Annotated in this window: 18 protein-coding genes, 3 tRNA genes and 1 pseudogene; 6 read left to right on the forward strand and 16 right to left on the reverse strand. The window is 71.9% G+C overall.

Features of this window, described 5'->3' with window-relative positions:
- Positions 1-7: 7 nt before the first annotated feature.
- The 8 genes from AC5WRT_RS04395 to AC5WRT_RS04430 all read right to left on the reverse strand — a co-directional run bounded on the left by AC5WRT_RS04395 (position 8) and on the right by AC5WRT_RS04430 (position 5,284).
- Positions 8-1,063, reverse strand: coding sequence for a UDP-N-acetylmuramate dehydrogenase (locus AC5WRT_RS04395; protein WP_496099933.1), 1,056 nt, complete (start codon positions 1,061-1,063; stop codon positions 8-10).
- A 360-nt stretch (positions 1,064-1,423) separates the two neighbouring features.
- Positions 1,424-2,923, reverse strand: a complete 1,500-nt coding sequence (locus AC5WRT_RS04400) for a DHA2 family efflux MFS transporter permease subunit (protein WP_496093052.1) — start codon at positions 2,921-2,923, stop codon at positions 1,424-1,426.
- 84 nt (positions 2,924-3,007) lie between these two features.
- Entirely contained in the window at positions 3,008-3,577 is a 570-nt protein-coding gene (locus AC5WRT_RS04405; RefSeq protein WP_496099934.1) for a TetR/AcrR family transcriptional regulator, read from the reverse strand.
- 113 nt (positions 3,578-3,690) lie between these two features.
- Entirely contained in the window at positions 3,691-4,119 is a 429-nt protein-coding gene (locus AC5WRT_RS04410) for a MaoC family dehydratase (RefSeq protein ID WP_496093054.1), read from the reverse strand.
- Positions 4,120-4,126: 7 nt separating this feature from the next.
- A complete protein-coding gene (locus tag AC5WRT_RS04415; protein ID WP_496093055.1) occupies positions 4,127-4,579 on the reverse strand; it encodes an FAS1-like dehydratase domain-containing protein in 453 nt (150 codons plus the stop codon).
- Positions 4,580-4,838: 259 nt separating this feature from the next.
- Positions 4,839-5,003: a 50S ribosomal protein L33 gene (gene rpmG / locus AC5WRT_RS04420; RefSeq protein ID WP_003948671.1), complete on the reverse strand. Its 165-nt coding sequence runs from the start codon at positions 5,001-5,003 to the stop codon at positions 4,839-4,841.
- Between the two features lie 89 nt (positions 5,004-5,092).
- Positions 5,093-5,165 (reverse strand) — tRNA-Met (locus AC5WRT_RS04425).
- Positions 5,166-5,211: 46 nt separating this feature from the next.
- Positions 5,212-5,284, reverse strand: a tRNA-Thr gene (locus AC5WRT_RS04430).
- Positions 5,285-5,628: 344 nt separating this feature from the next.
- Here AC5WRT_RS04430 and AC5WRT_RS04435 point away from each other — a divergent pair.
- Together AC5WRT_RS04435 and AC5WRT_RS04440 are read left to right on the forward strand one after the other, a co-directional pair.
- Entirely contained in the window at positions 5,629-6,894 is a 1,266-nt protein-coding gene (locus tag AC5WRT_RS04435) for an amidohydrolase family protein (protein WP_496093056.1), read from the forward strand.
- A 374-nt stretch (positions 6,895-7,268) separates the two neighbouring features.
- Positions 7,269-7,925, forward strand: a complete 657-nt coding sequence (locus AC5WRT_RS04440) for an SDR family oxidoreductase (protein ID WP_496093057.1) — start codon at positions 7,269-7,271, stop codon at positions 7,923-7,925.
- 92 nt (positions 7,926-8,017) lie between these two features.
- Here the strand turns inward: AC5WRT_RS04440 and AC5WRT_RS04445 are convergent, their stop codons facing one another.
- From AC5WRT_RS04445 to AC5WRT_RS04455, 3 genes are all read right to left on the reverse strand, one after another.
- On the reverse strand, positions 8,018-8,230 hold the full coding sequence (locus AC5WRT_RS04445) for a hypothetical protein (RefSeq protein ID WP_496093058.1): 213 nt from the start codon (positions 8,228-8,230) through the stop codon (positions 8,018-8,020).
- Between the two features lie 69 nt (positions 8,231-8,299).
- Positions 8,300-8,524, reverse strand: coding sequence for a hypothetical protein (locus AC5WRT_RS04450; protein ID WP_351612174.1), 225 nt, complete (start codon positions 8,522-8,524; stop codon positions 8,300-8,302).
- Between the two features lie 44 nt (positions 8,525-8,568).
- Entirely contained in the window at positions 8,569-8,922 is a 354-nt protein-coding gene (locus tag AC5WRT_RS04455) for a DUF6233 domain-containing protein (RefSeq protein ID WP_496093059.1), read from the reverse strand.
- A gap of 259 nt (positions 8,923-9,181) precedes the next feature.
- Here AC5WRT_RS04455 and AC5WRT_RS04460 point away from each other — a divergent pair, with 259 nt between their 5' ends.
- Positions 9,182-9,664, forward strand: coding sequence for a carboxymuconolactone decarboxylase family protein (locus tag AC5WRT_RS04460; protein WP_496093060.1), 483 nt, complete (start codon positions 9,182-9,184; stop codon positions 9,662-9,664).
- 404 nt (positions 9,665-10,068) lie between these two features.
- Here AC5WRT_RS04460 and AC5WRT_RS04465 read toward each other — a convergent pair.
- A tRNA-Tyr gene (locus AC5WRT_RS04465) sits at positions 10,069-10,150 on the reverse strand.
- A gap of 402 nt (positions 10,151-10,552) precedes the next feature.
- On the opposite strand from AC5WRT_RS04465, the gene AC5WRT_RS04470 reads away from it, so the two are divergent.
- Complete coding sequence (locus tag AC5WRT_RS04470) at positions 10,553-11,041, forward strand: YajQ family cyclic di-GMP-binding protein (RefSeq protein WP_496093061.1); 489 nt, start codon at positions 10,553-10,555, stop codon at positions 11,039-11,041.
- 106 nt (positions 11,042-11,147) lie between these two features.
- Here the strand turns inward: AC5WRT_RS04470 and AC5WRT_RS04475 are convergent, their stop codons facing one another.
- A complete protein-coding gene (locus AC5WRT_RS04475) occupies positions 11,148-11,414 on the reverse strand; it encodes a GlsB/YeaQ/YmgE family stress response membrane protein (RefSeq protein WP_496093062.1) in 267 nt (88 codons plus the stop codon).
- Positions 11,415-11,580: 166 nt separating this feature from the next.
- On the opposite strand from AC5WRT_RS04475, the pseudogene AC5WRT_RS04480 reads away from it, so the two are divergent.
- Both AC5WRT_RS04480 and AC5WRT_RS04485 read left to right on the forward strand, forming a co-directional pair.
- Positions 11,581-12,078: pseudogene (locus AC5WRT_RS04480) on the forward strand (amino acid permease); the annotation flags it as partial.
- A 166-nt stretch (positions 12,079-12,244) separates the two neighbouring features.
- A complete protein-coding gene (locus AC5WRT_RS04485) occupies positions 12,245-12,646 on the forward strand; it encodes a YccF domain-containing protein (protein WP_496093063.1) in 402 nt (133 codons plus the stop codon).
- A 28-nt stretch (positions 12,647-12,674) separates the two neighbouring features.
- Here AC5WRT_RS04485 and htpX read toward each other — a convergent pair whose 3' ends face one another.
- From htpX to AC5WRT_RS04500, 3 genes are all read right to left on the reverse strand, one after another.
- Positions 12,675-13,538 carry a zinc metalloprotease HtpX gene (htpX, locus tag AC5WRT_RS04490; protein ID WP_496093064.1) on the reverse strand — a complete coding sequence of 288 codons (864 nt, stop codon included), beginning with the start codon at positions 13,536-13,538 and terminating at the stop codon, positions 12,675-12,677.
- Positions 13,539-13,749: 211 nt separating this feature from the next.
- Positions 13,750-15,267 (reverse strand): NADH-quinone oxidoreductase subunit N, encoded by a 1,518-nt coding sequence (locus AC5WRT_RS04495; RefSeq protein WP_496093065.1) that lies wholly within the window; start codon positions 15,265-15,267, stop codon positions 13,750-13,752.
- On the reverse strand, positions 15,264-16,841 hold the full coding sequence (locus tag AC5WRT_RS04500) for an NADH-quinone oxidoreductase subunit M (RefSeq protein ID WP_496099935.1): 1,578 nt from the start codon (positions 16,839-16,841) through the stop codon (positions 15,264-15,266). The genes AC5WRT_RS04495 and AC5WRT_RS04500 overlap by 4 nt, the downstream gene beginning before the upstream one ends.
- Positions 16,842-16,845: the final 4 nt, after the last annotated feature.

The following is a 16,845-nucleotide window of genomic DNA, read 5'->3' on the forward strand; positions in this document are numbered from 1 at the left end:
GCCGGTACTACAGGCTGACGCCGACCGTCACCGGCTCGTTGACCAGCGTGACGCCGAAGGCCTCGCGGACGCCGGCGACCACCTCGCGGGCCAGCGCCAACAGGTCTTCGGTGGTGGCGGCGCCCCGGTTGGTGAGGGCGAGGGTGTGCTTGGTGGAGATGCGGGCCGGTCCGGTGCCGTAGCCCTTGGTGAAGCCCGCCTTGTCGATCAGCCAGGCCGCGGAGGTCTTCGTACGGCCCTCCCCCGCCGGGTAGGCGGGCGGCTCCACCCCGTCGCCCAGCCGCTCGCGCACGCGCGCGTGGAAGGCGGCGAACTGCTCGTCGGTGAGGATCGGGTTGGTGAAGAAGGACCCGGCGGACCAGGTGTCGTGGTCCTCGGGGTCCAGGACCATGCCTTTGCCGGCGCGCAGTTTCAGCACGGTCTCGCGCGCGTCGGCCAGCGGCACCCGGTCGCCGGGCTCGACGCCGAGCGCGCGCGCCGCCTCCGCGTACCTCACGGGCGCGGACAGCCCGCCCACGTCCTCGAGCCCGAAGCGGACACGCAGTACGACGTAGCGCTCGGTGTCTGCCTTGAAGCGGCTGTGGCGGTACGAGAAGGAGCACTCCTCGTTCGTCAGCGCGACGGTCTCCCCGGCACGCCGGTCGTAGGCGATCACCTCGGTGATGGTGGAGGAGACCTCCTGGCCGTAGGCGCCCACGTTCTGGATCGGCGTGGCCCCGGCCGATCCCGGGATCCCGGCCAGGCACTCGATCCCGGCGAGCCCGGCCTCCACCGTGCGGGCGACGGCGTCCGTCCAGACCTCGCCGGCCGCCAGCTCGAGCGTCGTACCGCGCAGCTCGACACCGCGCGTGGCGATGCGCAGGGCGGTGCCGTCGAAACCCTTGTCGCCGATGACCAGGTTCGACCCGCCGCCGATGATCAGCAGCGGTGTCCCGCCGTCGTCGGCCTCACGGACGGCGGCGATCACCTCGGCATCGGTCACGGCGGTGACCAGTCGCGTCGCGGGACCGCCCAGCCGGAAGGTGGTCAGCGGGGCAAGAGGAGCGTCGTGGAGTACCTGCACGGGCCCAAGACTACGAGACGGCACCGACGGCTCCGCAGCCACGCGGGCGGCAGCCGCGCGGGCGGGTGCGCGCAACTCCCGCCGCGGCTCCGGCACCCGGGTACGCGCGCGTGGCCTCCTCCCTGAAACCACCCGCGCGGGTACACCGTTGTCCCCTCCTCCGTCTGCGTGAGCCGCCGTTCCGCCTCCGCCGGCTCACCGGGCGAAGGCCCTCGGCGCGTCGGCCGGCTCCCGGGCGGCAGCGTCCAGCGGGTCCGCCGCAGCGGTTGTGCTCTGAGGGTGGCCCCGTAGGCACGGCGCGCACGGACGACCTGGCGCGAACTCCTTGCGACGAGGAGTGGCGAGGTCCCGGACCGGGCCTCAGCGGGCGGTTGTCTGCGCCGCGGTGACCGTCGGGGCAGCCGCCGCCCCGTGGGTGCCGGCCTCACCGGCGCCCAGGGTCGCCTGCTCCTCCCCTGCCGCGGTCCTGGCGGCGCTTCGCCGGGCCGGTATCACCAGGGCCGCGACCGCGGCGAGGGCGACCACCGCGGAGCCCGTGACCAGGGCGGGCCGCAGGCCGTCCACGAAGCTCTGGGCGCTGTCGTAGCCGCCCTGCGCGGAGAAGATCGAGGACATCACCGCGATGCCGAGCGCGCCGCCCACCTCGCGCAGCGCGTTGTTCGCGCCGGAGGCGATGCCCTGCTCCTGCGGGCGGACACTGGACATGACCAGGTCGGCGGCCGGCGCGAAGTACAGGGCCATGCCGACCCCGCTGATGATCAGGGCGGGCAGCTGGGCGGCGTAGGAGGCGTCCGTGGTGGCCACGGCGGCCATGCAACCGAGGCCGACGGCCTGGAGGAACAGCCCCGCGGCGACGACCGGGCGGCCGCCGATGCGGTCGGAGAGGATGCCGGCGACCGGCGCGACGAGCATCGGCATGCCGGTCCACGGCAGCATCCTGAGCCCCGCCTCGGTGGGCGAGTAGCCGAGCACGCCCTGCATGTACTGGCTGAGCAGGAAGATCGAGCCGAACATGCCGACGAACATCAGCAGGCTGGCGGCGTTGATGCCGGAGAAGGCGCGGGACCGGAACAGCCGCATCGGCAGCATGGGAGCGGCCGCGCGGTGGCTGTACAGGACGAACCCGGCCAGCAGGGCGCCGCCCGAGAAGAGCGCGGTCAGGACCAGGGTGTCGGTCCAGCCGTCGGCGGGCCCGCGGACCAGGCCGTAGACGATTCCGAAGAGGCCGCCGCTGGCGAGCAGCGTGCCGGGGAGGTCGAGCCGGGCGCCCGTGCCGTGGGACTCGGCGAGGCGCAGCCGGGCGAGCGGGAGGGCGATCAGGCCGAGCGGTACGTTCAGCCAGAAGATCCAGTGCCAGGAGACGTGCTCGGTGAGGGTGCCGCCGATGAGGGGCCCGGAGGCGACGGCCAGCCCGTTGACGGCGCCCCATATGCCGTACGCGGTTCCGCGCCTGGCGGCGGGCACGGCCGCGGTCAGCAGGGTCAGGGTGAGCGGCATCATGACGGCCGCGCCGACGCCCTGGATCGCGCGGGCGGCGATCAGGGAGTCGATGCCGGGTGCCAGGGCCGCGGCGGCGGACGCGCCGGTGAAGACGGTGAGCCCGGCGATGAAGAGCCGGCGGCGCCCGAAGCGGTCGCCGAGCGCCGCGCCGGTCATCAGCAGGACGGCGAAGGTGAGCGTGTAGGCGCTCACGGTCCACTCGAGGTCGTCCAGCGCGCCGCCCAGGTCCTTGCGGATGGAGGGCAGAGCGGTGGTGACGACGAGGTTGTCGAGGGCCGCCATGAACCCGGCGACGCTGGTGACGACGAGGGCCCAGGCGGCGCTGCCGCGTCCTGTGCTCGGTGCGTTCCGCTGTGACATCTCTCCCCCAGAGAGCGATCAAGTTAGTTATTGATTACTAACTTTTCCTGTGCGGAAAAAGGCCGCCAGGCGCGACCCGTTCCGTTATTTCTCCAACCGGCCCATGGTCCGGGCCGACGGGTACATCGCCTGCCAGACCCGGTGTTCCGGTGGGAACCCCATGGCGGTGAGCGTGTTGATGAGCATTCCGTACGCCAGGAAGGTCGTGGTCTCGCCGTCGTCCGCACCGAGTGGCAGGTGAACGGTGTCCCAGAGCTTCATCCAGGCGCCGCGCACGGCCTCGCCGAACTCGTGGTCACCCTCCGCCTCGGCCGCGGCGACGGTGATGTACGTCTGCATCTGCATCTGGAGCTTCTCGGGCTGCTCGGTGATCAGCCGCACATAGGCGTTGGCCATGGCATGCAGCGCCTCCTCGCCCTCCAGCCCCTCGGCCGCCTCCTCGAACACCCGGCAGGTGTCGTCCACGCACCGGAGCGACGCGGTGGTGAAGATCGCCTTCTTGCCCGGGAAGAGCCGGAAGAGATACGGCTGCGAGACACCCACGCGGCTCGCGATCGCCTCCGTCGAGGTGCCGTAGTACCCCTTCTGCGCGAACTCCGCGATGGCCGCGCGAATGACGCTCTCGCGCCGCTCCTCTGCACTCATCCTGGGCATGGAAGCAAGTTAGTACTCAATCACTAACCTGGCAAGGCCTCTGGTCGACGGCCCGGGCAAGGGGCGCCCCACAGGGAGAGGCGCCCCTTGCGTGACGACTTCCGGTGCGGCCGTCAGGCCAGCCGCACGACGGCCCGGGACATGCCGAGCACCTTCTGGCCGCCGCTGGTCGCGGTCAGGTCCACGCGCACGGTGTTGTCGTCCAGCTTGGCCGCGACCTTGCCGCTGACCTCGATCAGGGCACCCTTGTCGTCGTTCGGCACGACGACCGGCTTGGTGAAGCGGACGCCGTACTCCACGACCGCGCCCGGGTCCCCGGCCCAGTCGGTGATCACGCGGATCGCCTCCGCCATGGTGAACATGCCGTGCGCGATGACGTCCGGCAGACCGACCTCCTTGGCGAACTTCTCGTTCCAGTGGATCGGGTTGAAGTCACCGGAGGCACCCGCGTAGCGCACCAGCGTGGCACGGGTCACGGGGAAGGACTGCGCCGGGAGTTCGGTGCCGACCTCGACGTCGTCGTACGCGATCTTCGCCGTCATCAGGTCCTCACGCCTCCTCGGCCGCACGGGCCACGAGCTTGGTCCAGGCGGTCACGACGTGCTCGCCCGCCTCGTCGCGCACCTCACCGCGGACGTCCAGGATGTCGTTGCCCGCGAGGGACTTGACGCCCTCGATGGTGGAGGTGACCGTCAGCCGGTCACCTGCGCGCACCGGGCGGCTGTAGGCGAACTTCTGGTCGCCGTGCACCACACGGCTGTAGTCGAGGCCGAGCTGCGGGTCCTCGACGATCTGGCCCGCGGCCGGGAAGGTGATGGCGAACACGAAGGTCGGCGGGGCGATCACATCGGAATGACCGAACGCCTTCGCGGCCTCGGGGTCCGTGTAGACCGGGTTGGTCTCGCCCACCGCCTCGGCGAACTCGCGGATCTTCTCCCGGCCCACCTCGTAGGGCGCGGTGGGCGGGTAGGTCCGTCCCACGAAGGACTGGTCGAGCGCCATGGCCCGGCACCTCCTGATGTCTGCTGTGATGGCCCCAAATTAGCGGGAATCCCGGCGGGGAACGCGCAGGGGGACGGGCGGGCGGCCGGCCGCCGAACGCCGGTGGAGCGATGTGATGCAGGTGACCCGTGTGACGTGGGTGACCGTGATCCCTGTGGTCGTGATCCCGCCGGCTCGGGTGGGGTGTGAAGCGGGGAAACGCCGCGAGGCCGCCCCCTCGGGAGGGGACGGCCTCGCGTACGAGCCTGGTGAACCCTGGTCAGCGCGTTTCGCGGTGCGCGGTGTGCGCGTTGCAGCGCGGGCAGTGCTTCTTCATCTCAAGACGGTCCGGGTTGTTACGCCGGTTCTTCTTGGTGATGTAGTTCCGCTCCTTGCACTCCACGCAGGCCAGCGTGATCTTCGGGCGGACGTCGGTGGCAGCCACGTGAGTGCTCCTAAGACGAACAGTGGACTAATTCAACGCAAGAAAGAGTAGCCGATCGAAGGACCGACCCCGCAATCGGCTACTGTCAGTAGCGGTGACCGGACTTGAACCGGTGACACAGCGATTATGAGCCGCTTGCTCTACCGACTGAGCTACACCGCTGCGATGCGATCGGGCCCCGCCTTTCGACGAGAACCTCCCACACCAGAGCCCCAAAACGGAATCGAACCGTTGACCTTCTCCTTACCATGGAGACGCTCTGCCGACTGAGCTATTGGGGCGAGCGATGAAGACATTACACGGTCCGCCGCCGTTCACCCAAATCCGTATCCGGTGGTCTGTCACGGCCCCCGTCACGGGCCGCACGGCGGCCCCGTGGGCCGCGGGACCCCGCCGGAGGCGAGCAGAGGCAGCGCGCGGGGCGACACCGGGTGACGGGCGCGGACCACGCGCGTGGGCGATACGTGTACTGCCATGGGCGGACCCACCGGTACGACTATTGCGCTCCTGGGCAACCGGGCTCGGCGAGCCGCCCTAGGCTCGACCCGCTCTGCGTGATCTTGGGGGCCGGCCCCCGGTTCCACGCGGGCCAGCCCGAACCACCGGCCCCCATTCCTGGAGCGCGATGCCCGACAGCCAGCCGCAGCCCCCTCCGCCGTCGGACTCCTCGGGCCCTTCGGGCCGGTCCGGCCCAGGCTCCCTGCTGCTGTGCGGGGCGCGGCTGACCGACGGCCGGACCGTGGACGTGCGGCTGGACGGCGGGCGCATCGAGGCGGTGGGCACGGCCGGCAGCCTGGCACCGGGTCCGGCCCGGACGCGTGGAGCGCGCGTGGACCTCAGCGGCTACCTCCTCCTGCCGGCCCCGGCCGAACCGCACGCCCACGGCGACACCGCGCTCTCCGCCGAGCACCCCGGCCCGGTCCCGTACGCGCCGGAGGACGTCCAGCGCCGGGCGACGGAGGCGGCTCTGCTGCAACTCGGGCACGGGGCGACGGCGGTACGTGCGCACGTGCGCGTGGGCGACGTGCAGGGACTCGGCGCGCTGAGCGCCGTGCTGCGGGCGCGCCGCTCGCTGCGGGGGCTGGCGGAACTGACGGCGGTGGCGATGCCCCGGCTGCTGACCGGCCTGGCCGGGGCCGACGGGCTGGCGATGCTCCGCGACGCGGTCAGGATGGGCGCCTCCGTGGTGGGCGGCTGCCCGGACCTGGACCCCGACCCCACGGGTTATGTGGAGACGGTCCTGGAGGTGGCCTCCGAGCACGGCTGCCCGGTGGATCTGCACACGGACGCCTCCGACCCCGGCCGGCTGTCACGGCTCGCGGCCATGGCCGGGGGCTTGCGCCCCGGCGTCACGATCGGTCCGTGCGCCGGTCTCGCCCGCCTCCCCACCGAGGCCGCCGCGCGCGCCGCCGACCGGCTCGCGGCGGCCGGCGTGACGGTCGTGTGCCTGCCCCAGGGCCGCTGCTGCGGCGCCGGTCACCGGGGCGCCGCTCCGGTACGGCTGCTGCGCGCGGCCGGGGTGCGTGTGTCGGCGGGGAGCGGCGCCGTGCGCGACCTCTCCAACCCGGTCGGCCGCGGCGACCCTCTGGAGGCGGCCTACCTCCTCGCCACCGCCCACGGCCTGCGCCCGCAGGAGGCGTACGACACCGTCAGCACGTCGGCCCGTGCGGTGCTGGGCCTGCCGGAGGTACGCGTGGAGGCGGGTTTCCCCGCCGACCTCCTCGCCGTACGCGGCGACCGCCTGGCCGGCGCGCTGTCCCTGGCCTACAGCCGGATCGTGGTGCACCGGGGCCGGGTGGTGGCCCGCACGAGCGCGGTACGCGAGTACTGCGACTCGGCGGCCACGACGGAGCTCGGACTGCCACGGCAGGGGCGGGGCGAGCTGTCGTGAGGGGACTCGCTGTGAACCCTGGGGGTGTCTGTCCGGGGGCTGCCGCAACCGTCACGCACGCCGAGGCCGCGGTCAGGCGGCCGGCGCCGAGCACATGCCACAGGCGCTCGCCGGGCGCGGTCGGGGATGCACGCTCCGTACCGGGCCGCACGCCCGAAGACGTACGCCAGGCGCATGCCCGCAAGACACGCCCCGCGCGTGCCCGTGCACGCCGTGCTGACCGTGCGGTTTCCCGGAGACCGGATACGCCCGCGCACCCCGGTACATGCCCGCACACGCCCAGCGCCTGCGGGCCGGCACGAGCCCCGGCGCGGCGGGACCACGCCGGTCAACTCGTGCGGCGGATGCGCCTCTTCCGGCGTACGGTCGGAATCATGCGCATTGTCATCGCTGGTGGTCATGGTCAGGTCGCACTGCGCCTGGAGCGCCTGCTCTCCGCGCGCGGGGAGGAGGTCGCGGGGATCATCCGCACGTCGGAGCAGGGCGACGATCTGCGGGCGGCCGGTGCCGAACCGGTGCTCCTCGACCTGGAGTCCGCCTCGGTGGAGGAGGTCGCGGCGCACCTGCAGGGCGCCGACGCCGCGGTCTTCGCGGCCGGCGCCGGCCCGGGCAGCGGTGCCGGCCGCAAGGAGACGGTGGACAGGGGCGCGGCTGTCCTGTTCGCGGACGCGGCCGTACGCGCGCGCGTGCGCCGCTTCCTGGTCGTCTCCTCGATGGGCGCGGATCCCGCGCACCAGGGGGACGACGTCTTCGACGTGTACCTGCGTGCCAAGGGCGAGGCGGACGCGTACATCGCCCGCCAGGAGGCTTTGGACTGGACGATCCTGCGCCCCGGCTCGCTGACGAACGACGCGGGTACCGGTCTGGTCCGGCTGGAGGCGCACACCGGGCGCGGCGCGGTCCCCCGGGACGACGTGGCGGCCGTGCTGGCGGAGTTGGTGGACACCCCGGCGACGACCGGCCTGACCCTGGAGCTGATCAGCGGTTCGACGCCGGTGTCGGTCGCGGTCAAGGCGGTGGCCGGGAACTGAGGCGGACCACCGGCCGTTGAACGGTCGTACCCGCCACCGAGCCCGCCGCACCGCCCCTCCGCCCCGCGTCGGCCCGCGAGCCGCCCCGAGATTCAGAACAGTCGCAGTTGCCCCGGAAACTCCGGTACGGCGTATCCGTCCGACGCGGACTGGGCAGCACCGAGTTGTGCCTGCCGCCGCGAGCCGGAGCAGGAGACGAGTTCGCTGTTCTCCCGGGCCCCGGGCGGGTCGTGCCGCGCGAAACGGCCCGCGACGACGGCGATGTCGCGGTGGCACACCGGGCAGGTTCCGCGTCGGGAGGACATGCCGTCAGTGTGCCCGCACGAAGGCGGAGACGACACCGGTGTCCCGAGGAGCGGGGCCCGGTTTCCGTCTCAGGTACGCGTCTCGGCTTCCCAGCGGTCGGGGCCCACCCCGCGCCAGTCGATCAGCGGCGAGTCGGCCACCTGCTCCGGCTCGATCTCCAGGCCCGCGCGGCGCAGGAACTCCACCAGGTCCCCCACGTTGTGCGCCAGGCCGAGGATCTCGCCGTCCACCCGGACCCGGCGGCCGCCGGTCGGGGACGGCAGGTGCACGATGATGGGTCGCTTCCCGGCCATGGCTCCAGCATCGTCCGGACCGGCCGGGCACGCACCCGGACCGGTCATTCCAGAATCCCCAGCGCGGTGTCGGGGCGGCACAGCGGGCACGCGGCGACACCTCCTTCCGTCAGCGCGCGTACGGCCTGATCCCGACCGACCGCCTTGGCACGTCCGCCGGCGCCCGTACAGCCGCCGACATGGACGTACACCGTGCTGCGCCCGTTCAGGCCGCGCTCGAGCAGCCACTCCACGGTGGCCTGCCGGGGGGCGAGGCGGCGCTGCCGTTCGGCCTCCCGGCGTTCCTCGTCCGCGATCCACCGGTCCATCAGGGCGAGCTGCCGCGCGGCCTGATGTTCGACGACGCGGCGGGCGAAACGCAGCATGTCGAGACGCGTCAGCGGACGGTCTTCGTTCACACGTTCGATTCTAGTGAAGAGACGTGAAAGCGCGAGCAGCGGGATGTGCCTGTCCTGTGTGTCCCGTGACGCCGAAGGCGAGCGGGTCGCCCGGGGCCACCGGAGCCCGACCGGTCGCCGACCTGCGCCGGTGACAGCCGCGAAACCCCCGACCTCGACGGCACCCCCGAGACGCAGGTCACAGCCACCCCCCGTCACAGCGCGCGGGGCCGATCTGTCCAAGAGGGCGTACACAGACGACAACCCACAGGAGGACACCGTGCAAGCTCGTTTGAACGTCATGGCCGGCCCGGTCGCCGCGAAGGCCATGAAGCACATCATCGCCGCCGGCAGGGCGCTCTCGGAGTCGACGGTGCCGGCCTCGACGCGCGAACTGGTGATGCTGCGTGCCAGCCAGATCAACGGCTGTGCCGGATGCATCGACATGCACACCAAGGAAGCCACCGCGGCCGGGGAGTCCGCCGTACGCCTCCACCTGGTCGCCGCCTGGCGGGAGGCCACGGTCTTCACGGACGCCGAGCGGGCCGCGCTGGAGCTGGCGGAGCAGGGCACCCGGATCGCCGACGCGGCCGGCGGCGTCCCGGACGAGGTCTGGGCGAACGCGGCCAAGTACTACGACGAGGACCAACTCGCCGACCTGGTGGTCCAGATCGCCGTGATCAACGCCTTCAACCGCGGCAACGTCATCGCCCGGCAGCCCGCCGGCCACTACGAGGCCGGCATGGCCGCCACGTTCCACTGACGGCCCGTCCCGCCGGCCGACCGAGCGCGCCGGCCCGGCGGGTGGGACGGCCGGCGGACGTAAACGGTGAGGCGGACGGACAGCCGGACGGAAGGGCACGCCAGGCGGGCGGACAGCGGGGCGGGACCGCACGGACGAGCGAGCAGACACGGCCGTATCACGCCGGCCGGATCGACCGCCGTGTCACTCCGGGCCGCAGTACAGCCGGAGGAACTCCTCCATCGCCGCGTCGACGTCGGCGCGGTAGCCCGTGGCGAGCAGGTCGAGCAGCAGGCCGCGTACGGTGGCGAGCCCGAGCCGGAAGCGGCTGCGGACCGTGGCGGGGTCAGCCGCTGCGGTCCGGATACACGACGAGAACCCCGTGACCTGCTGTTCTCGCAGGTCACGGGGCTCTCGTTCCCGTGTGGCGGCGCCAGGATTCGAACCTGGGAAGGCTGAGCCGGCAGATTTACAGTCTGCTCCCTTTGGCCGCTCGGGCACACCGCCGGGTTGACGACCAGTTCCGACCGCTCTTCGGCGGCGCTCCCTGGCGACGACGTAAACAATACCCGATACAGGGGGGTGCTTCGCCACCCGGTTGATCTCCACTCCTCGGCTCCCGAGGTGGCTGGTGCCCCGGCAGGCAAACGATTGCCCGGCAAGGAGCGGCGTCCGGTGCGTGCTGTCGGCGTGCCGGCCGGAGGCCCTCGTACTGGACGTACGTGGGCTTTCGGTCGGTGGGGCGAGCGTGCGTGCCGGGCGTCGCGACGGGGCGGACGTCGCCTGTTGGGGCACTAGGCTGGTGCGGATGCGGCCCGGTACGACACCGGGCCCCGTGGCCGCCGCCGCGCACGCCGGCAGCACCCGACATGCACCCGATACGCACCCCGATACAAGGAGCCACAGGACATGGCCGACTCCAGTTTCGACATCGTCTCGAAGGTCGAGCGGCAGGAGGTCGACAACGCCCTCAACCAGGCCGCCAAGGAGATCTCGCAGCGCTACGACTTCAAGGGCGTGGGTGCCTCGATCTCGTGGTCCGGTGACAAGATCCTCATGGAGGCGAACTCCGAGGACCGGGTGAAGGCTGTCCTCGACGTCTTCCAGTCCAAGCTGATCAAGCGCGGTGTCTCGCTGAAGGCGCTGGAGGCGGGCGAGCCCCAGCTGTCCGGCAAGGAGTACAAGATCTTCGCGTCGATCGAGGAGGGCATCTCCCAGGAGAACGCGAAGAAGGTGGCGAAGATCATCCGCGACGAGGGTCCGAAGGGCGTCAAGGCCCAGGTGCAGGGCGACGAACTGCGCGTCTCCTCCAAGAGCCGTGACGACCTGCAGGCCGTGATCGCGCTGCTGAAGGGCAAGGACTTCGACTTCGCGCTGCAGTTCGTGAACTACCGGTAGGACCGGCAGGCACCGGCGGGACATCACCGAGCGGCAGGAAGGGTGGGCGCCCGAGCGGTGTCCACCCTTCCCTACGGCCGGCGCCTCCGCGCCGCCGACGCCGCGCTCAGTCGCGTGAGTTGCCGAACAGGATGCGGTAGACGATCAGCAGCACCAGCGAACCACCGATGGCCGCGACCCAGGTGGCGCCGTCGTAGAAGCTCTTGCTGATCGGGTGGTGCAGCAGGCGGGCCGATATCCAGCCGCCGACGAACGCGCCCGCGATGCCGATCAGGGTCGTGCCGATGAAACCGCCGGGGTCGCGGCCCGGCAGGAGGACCTTGGCGATGGCTCCGGCCAGCAGTCCGAGGATGATCCAAGCGATGATGCCCATGCCGTGAACCTGCCCTTCCGCGCTGTGTCTGCACTGTCCGGCGTCCGAGAATCCGGTGAGGACCCGCCGTCCGCGCACGTGTTCCCATGAAGAGGACGTCCCGAGTCCACCCCACGGTTGCCGTACTCGGTACGGTGCGCCGCATGACGCCGTCCGGTACCGGAATGCGGCTCCACCGGCCGACGCGGTGCGGGCGACCGGCGTTCCGGGGCTCGTGCCCCGTGGTGCAGGTGGGGCGGCGGTGGCGGCGCTCGGCTCGCTGCTCGCGCTGATCCCGGCCGGGTCCCGTACGACGCTCGCCGTGGCCCGGGGCGGACATCTGCCGGGGGCGCCGGCGGTCGTCCACCCACGTTTCCGGGTGGCGCACCGGGTGGAGCCGGCCGTGGGCGCGGTGGTCGCCGTGCCGGCCGCGACGGGCGACGTGCGCGGCGCGATCGGCTTCTCCTCCTTCGGGGTGCTCGTCTGCCGCGCCGTCGCCAACGCCTCGGCCTGGACGCTGGATCCGGGCCCGCCGGCCCGTGCGGTACCCGTGGTGGGCCTGCTGGGCCGCGCCCCGCCGGCGTTCGCGCTGCCCGCCGTCTCGGTGGCCGTGGGCGCGGCCGTGCTCGCCGTAGGCATGGCGGCCTTCGGCGCACGACACCGGGCCCGGCCGCGCGGTACGTGACGCCGCGTCGGCTGCGGGGGCGCAGGCGCGTCGGGCGTGGTGCGGCCGGTTCGTCCCGGGACGTTCCCGATCGTGCTACAGGACCGGTGCGGTTCCGCGCGAACGAATGATCGGCTGATACTGATGGCAGCAGGCATGCCGACGTGCGATCCGAGAGGTACCGATCATGAAGGTGTTCAACCTGCTGCTCAACATCCTGTGGCTCGTGTGCTGCGGCCTCTGGATGGCGATCGGCTACCTGATCGCCGCTCTGGTCTGCTTCGTCCTCATCATCACCATCCCGTTCGGCATCGCGTCGCTGCGCATCGCGGGGTTCGTCCTGTGGCCGTTCGGCCGGACCGCTGTGGAGCGGCCGGGCGCCGGGGCCGGATCGTTCATCGGGAACGTGATCTGGCTGATCTTCGCGGGCTGGTGGCTGGCGCTGGGTCACCTGATCACGAGCATCCCGCTGTTCCTGTCGATCATCGGGATCCCCTTCGGGTGGGCGAACCTGAAGCTCATCCCCGTCTCGCTCATGCCGCTGGGCCGCGAGATCGTGGCCACGGACCAGGGCTTCGGCGGCCGCTGAGCCGCTCCGGTGGCCACGTGGTCGCGCCTCAGTACCGTCGGCCCGCCATGTTCTCGAGCCGGGCGATGCGGTCCGCCATCGGCGGGTGCGTCGAGAACAGCCTGGTCATGCCCTGACCGGCGCGGAACGGGTTCGCGATCATCATGTGGCCGGCGGTCTGGATCTGTGGCTCGGGCGGCAGCGGAAGCTGCTGGGTGCCGGTCTCCAGCTTGCGCAGGGCACCGGCGAGGGCGAGCGGGTCACCGGTGAGCTGGGCGCCGGAGGCGTCGGCCTCGTACTCGCGGGAGCGGCTGACGGCCAGCTGGATGAGCGTGGCGGCGAGCGGGCCGAGGATCATGATCAGGAGCATGCCGAGCAGGCCCGGGCCGTCGTCGTCGTCCGAGCGGCCGACCGGGATGAGCCAGGCGAAGTTCACCAGGAACATGATCACCGAGGCGAGCGCGCCGGCCACCGAGGAGATCAGGATGTCCCGGTTGTAGACGTGGCTGAGCTCATGGCCGATGACGCCGCGCAGCTCGCGCTGGTCCAGCAGGCGCAGGATGCCCTCGGTGCAGCACACCGCGGCGTTGCGCGGGTTGCGGCCCGTGGCGAAGGCGTTCGGGGCCTCGGTGGGTGAGATGTACAGGCGGGGCATGGGCTGGCGGGCCTGCGTGGACAGCTCGCGCACCATCCGGTACAGCTCCGGCGCCTCGAACTCGCTGACCGGGCGGGCTCGCATCGCGCGGAGCGCCAGCTTGTCGCTGTTCCAGTACGCGTACGCGTTCGTGCCCAGGGCGATGAGGACCGCCACGACCAGGCCGGCGCGGCCGAAGAAGCTGCCGATGACGATGATGAGTGCGGACAGTCCCCCGAGGAGTACTGCGGTCCTGAGCCCGTTGTGCCGGCGGTGCACCGTGCGCCCTCCAAGTCGTGCAGCTGGGGAACACTTTGGTCCAGTGGACCCTCCCGCTTGTGACAACGTCAGGCGGCGGCCGCGAGTTCCCTGGTGGGTGCGGCCGCGCGCCGGGGCCGTACGGGTGACGGGGCGCTTCGGCGGGGTGAGGGGACGCGTGCGGCCACGCGCGTGTGCAGGCCACGGGTGGCTCACGCGCGTGTGGCCGGGCTCAGAACAGTCCGGTGGCGGCGAAGCGGAGGACCAGCTGGGGCGCTCCGGACAGGGCGACGCCGAGTACGCCGGTGAGGGCGAGGGCCGCGGTGAGGGGGGCCGGGACGCGGTGCCGGGCGGGCTCGCCCTCCGGCGCCCGGAACAGCAGGGCCGTCCACTGCAGGTAGTAGAAAAGGGCGATCACCACGTTGACGGCCATGACGACGGCGAGCCAGCCGAGACCCGCGTCCACGGCCGAGGAGAACACGATGACCTTGGCGAACAGCCCGATGACGCCCGGCGGCAGCCCGGCCAGGCACAGCAGGAAGAACGCCAGCAGCAGCGCGGTGAGCGGATTGGTGGCGTAGAGCCCGCGGTAGTCGGCCACGCGGTTAAGGGGCCGGCTGGGGCCCACCACTGCGGCCACCGCGAACGCGCCGAGGTTCACGGCGCCGTACATCAGCGCATAGGCCACCGTGGAGCCGATCGCCTTCTGCGGGTCCTTGGCGTACCCGGCGGCGGCGATCGGCACCAGCAGGTAGCCGGCCTGCCCGACGGAGGACCAGGCGAGCAGCCGTACGGCGCTGTACGCGCGCGTGGCCTGCTGACGCAGGGCGCCGACGTTGCCGACCGTCATGGTGAGCGCGGCCAGGACGGCGAGCGCGGGGCCCCAGACGTCGGCGTACGACGGGAACGCCACGACGGTGACGAGGATCAGCCCGGAGAAGCCGACCGCCTTGCCGACGACCGAGAGGTACGCGGCGACGGGCAGCGGCGCGCCGACGTAGGTGTCCGGCACCCAGAAGTGGAAGGGGACGGCGGCCGTCTTGAAGGCGAAGCCGATCAGGGTGAGGACGACGCCGGCCTGGGCGAGCGTGTGGAGCTGGCCGCCGACGTGGGGCAGGCGCTGGGCGACCTGGGTGAGGTACAGGGTGCCGGTGGAGGCGTAGACGAAGCTGACGCCCATGAGGCTGACCGCCGTGGCCGTCACCGAGGACAGGAAGAACTTCAGGGCGGCCTCGGAGGACCGCTTGTCGCCGTGCCGGATGCCGACGAGGGCGAAGGCGGGCAGGGAGGCGACCTCCAGGGCGACGATCAGGGTGGCCAGGTCGCGGGATGCGGGCAGCAGGGCCGCGCCGGCCGCGGAGGAAAGCAGCAGGAACCAGAACTCCCCCGGCGGCACCCGCCGCCGGTCGTCCTCGAGGTTCGGCACGGACAGCAGCGCCGCGAGCAGCGCGCCGCCGAGGACGAGGAACTGGATGACGAGTGTGAAGTGGTCGGCGGTGTAGCTGCACGCGCGTGTGGCGCCCGGCACGCAGAAGGTGCTGTGGTCGCCGTCGAGGAGCGGCAGCAGCATCAGCGCGGCCACGGCCAGTCCGGCGACGGAGATCCGGCCCAGGACGGGCTTGCGGGCCTCGGGCAGGAACAGATCGGTGACCAGGACGACGAGTCCGACCGCGGCGGCGATGGCCGGCGGGGCGACGGCGAGCCAGTCGACGGACTGCACCAGCGACTCGGCGAGGGGCTGGGCGCTCATCGGGTGCCTCCTGCGAGGAGCTGGTGCACGGCCGGGTCGGTCAGACCGAGCAGCGCCCTCGGCCACAGCCCGGCGACCACGGTGAGGGCGACGAGCGGGGTCCAGGCGGCGAACTCGTAGCCGTGCACGTCGGCGAGCCTGGGAACCTTCTGCTCGACGCCGCCGCCCATGCAGACGCGGCGGACCACGATCAGCATGTACGCGGCCGTCAGCAGGGTGCCGAACGCACCGATCGCCATGAAGGTGAGGAAGGCCGGCCGGCTCAGGCCGGCGGCGGGCCTGAACGCCCCGAACAGGGCCAGCATCTCGCCCCAGAACCCGGCGAGGCCGGGCAGCCCGAGCGAGGCGACGGCACCGAAGGCGAGCAGGCCGCCCAGGCGCGGCGCCTTGCCGTACAGGGCGAGACCGGTCTCCTCGGCCAGGGTGTCCAGGTCGGTCGTGCCCGTGCGGTCCTTCAGCCCGCCGACCAGGAAGAACAGCAGGCCGGTGATCAGGCCGTGGGCGATGTTGGCGAACAGGGCGCCGTTGACGCCGGTCGGCGTCATGGTGGCGATGCCCAGCAGGACGAAGCCCATGTGACCGACGGAGGAATAGGCGATCAGTCGCTTGAGATCGCCCTTCGCGCCCCGCTTGGCGAGGGCCAGGCAGGCGAGCGACCCGTAGATGATCCCGGCCACGGCGAACGCGGCGAGGTACGGCGCGAAGGTGTGCAGGCCGTGCGGCGCCACCGGCAGCAGGATCCGGACGAACCCGTACGTGCCCATCTTGAGGAGGACACCGGCCAGCAGGACCGAGCCGACGGTCGGGGCGGCGGTGTGGGCGTCGGGCAGCCAGCTGTGCAGCGGCCACATCGGCGACTTCACCGCGAGCCCGATCCCGATCGCCAGAACCGCGATGACCTGCACGGACGCGGTCAGCGACCGGCCGTTGTCAGTGGCGAGTGCCACCATGTCGAACGTGCCCGCCTTGATCCCGATCAGGAGCAGGCCGAGCAGCATGACGACGGAGCCGAGCAGCGTGAACAGGATGAACTTCCACGCCGCCCGGGTCCGGCCCTCGCCGCCCCAGCGGGCGATGAGGAAGTACATCGGGATGAGCACCGTCTCGAACGCGAGGAAGAACAGCAGCAGGTCGAGGACGGCGAAGGTCGCGAGGGTGCCGGACTCGAGCAGGAGCAGCAGCGCGACGAACGCCTTGGGGGAACCGCCCGCGGGCGGGTTGAAGTAGGAGTACAGCGCGCAGAGGAAGGTCAGCAGCGCGGTCAGGACGACGAGGGGGAGGGAGATGCCGTCGATGCCGAGGTGGATCCGCACGTCGAGCGCGGGAATCCAGCTGATGTCGGTCGTGGCCTGCATCCTCGACGGATGGCCGTGGTCGAAGCCGAGCGCGAGGACGATCGCGGCGACGAGGATCGCGCCGGTCACGGTCACGCCGTGCCGCAGCACGGCCTGCCCGGGCGACTTCCCCTTCAGTCCGGGCGGGGCCGGGAGGAGGGCGGCGACGGCGCCGAGGAGCGGGCCGACGACGACGAACGCAAGAAGGAACTGCATCACGGACTCGTTGATATCGATCACGCCT

This window comes from Streptomyces sp. NTD91 (assembly GCF_059510455.1).

Excerpts from the sequence above, each read along its gene's own strand:
- AC5WRT_RS04440 (WP_496093057.1), top strand. The coding sequence starts at position 7,269 with ATGCGCATTGTCATCGCTGGTGGTCATGGTCAGGTCGCACTGCGCCTG.
- AC5WRT_RS04400 (WP_496093052.1), bottom strand. The coding sequence starts at position 2,923 with ATGTCACAGCGGAACGCACCGAGCACAGGACGCGGCAGCGCCGCCTGG.
- AC5WRT_RS04475 (WP_496093062.1), bottom strand. The coding sequence starts at position 11,414 with ATGGGCATCATCGCTTGGATCATCCTCGGACTGCTGGCCGGAGCCATC.
- AC5WRT_RS04470 (WP_496093061.1), top strand. The coding sequence starts at position 10,553 with ATGGCCGACTCCAGTTTCGACATCGTCTCGAAGGTCGAGCGGCAGGAG.
- AC5WRT_RS04410 (WP_496093054.1), bottom strand. The coding sequence starts at position 4,119 with ATGACGGCGAAGATCGCGTACGACGACGTCGAGGTCGGCACCGAACTC.
- AC5WRT_RS04415 (WP_496093055.1), bottom strand. The coding sequence starts at position 4,579 with ATGGCGCTCGACCAGTCCTTCGTGGGACGGACCTACCCGCCCACCGCG.
- AC5WRT_RS04495 (WP_496093065.1), bottom strand. The coding sequence starts at position 15,267 with ATGAGCGCCCAGCCCCTCGCCGAGTCGCTGGTGCAGTCCGTCGACTGG.
- AC5WRT_RS04450 (WP_351612174.1), bottom strand. The coding sequence starts at position 8,524 with ATGGCCGGGAAGCGACCCATCATCGTGCACCTGCCGTCCCCGACCGGC.
- AC5WRT_RS04435 (WP_496093056.1), top strand. The coding sequence starts at position 5,629 with ATGCCCGACAGCCAGCCGCAGCCCCCTCCGCCGTCGGACTCCTCGGGC.
- AC5WRT_RS04405 (WP_496099934.1), bottom strand. The coding sequence starts at position 3,577 with ATGCCCAGGATGAGTGCAGAGGAGCGGCGCGAGAGCGTCATTCGCGCG.
- AC5WRT_RS04445 (WP_496093058.1), bottom strand. The coding sequence starts at position 8,230 with ATGTCCTCCCGACGCGGAACCTGCCCGGTGTGCCACCGCGACATCGCC.
- AC5WRT_RS04485 (WP_496093063.1), top strand. The coding sequence starts at position 12,245 with ATGAAGGTGTTCAACCTGCTGCTCAACATCCTGTGGCTCGTGTGCTGC.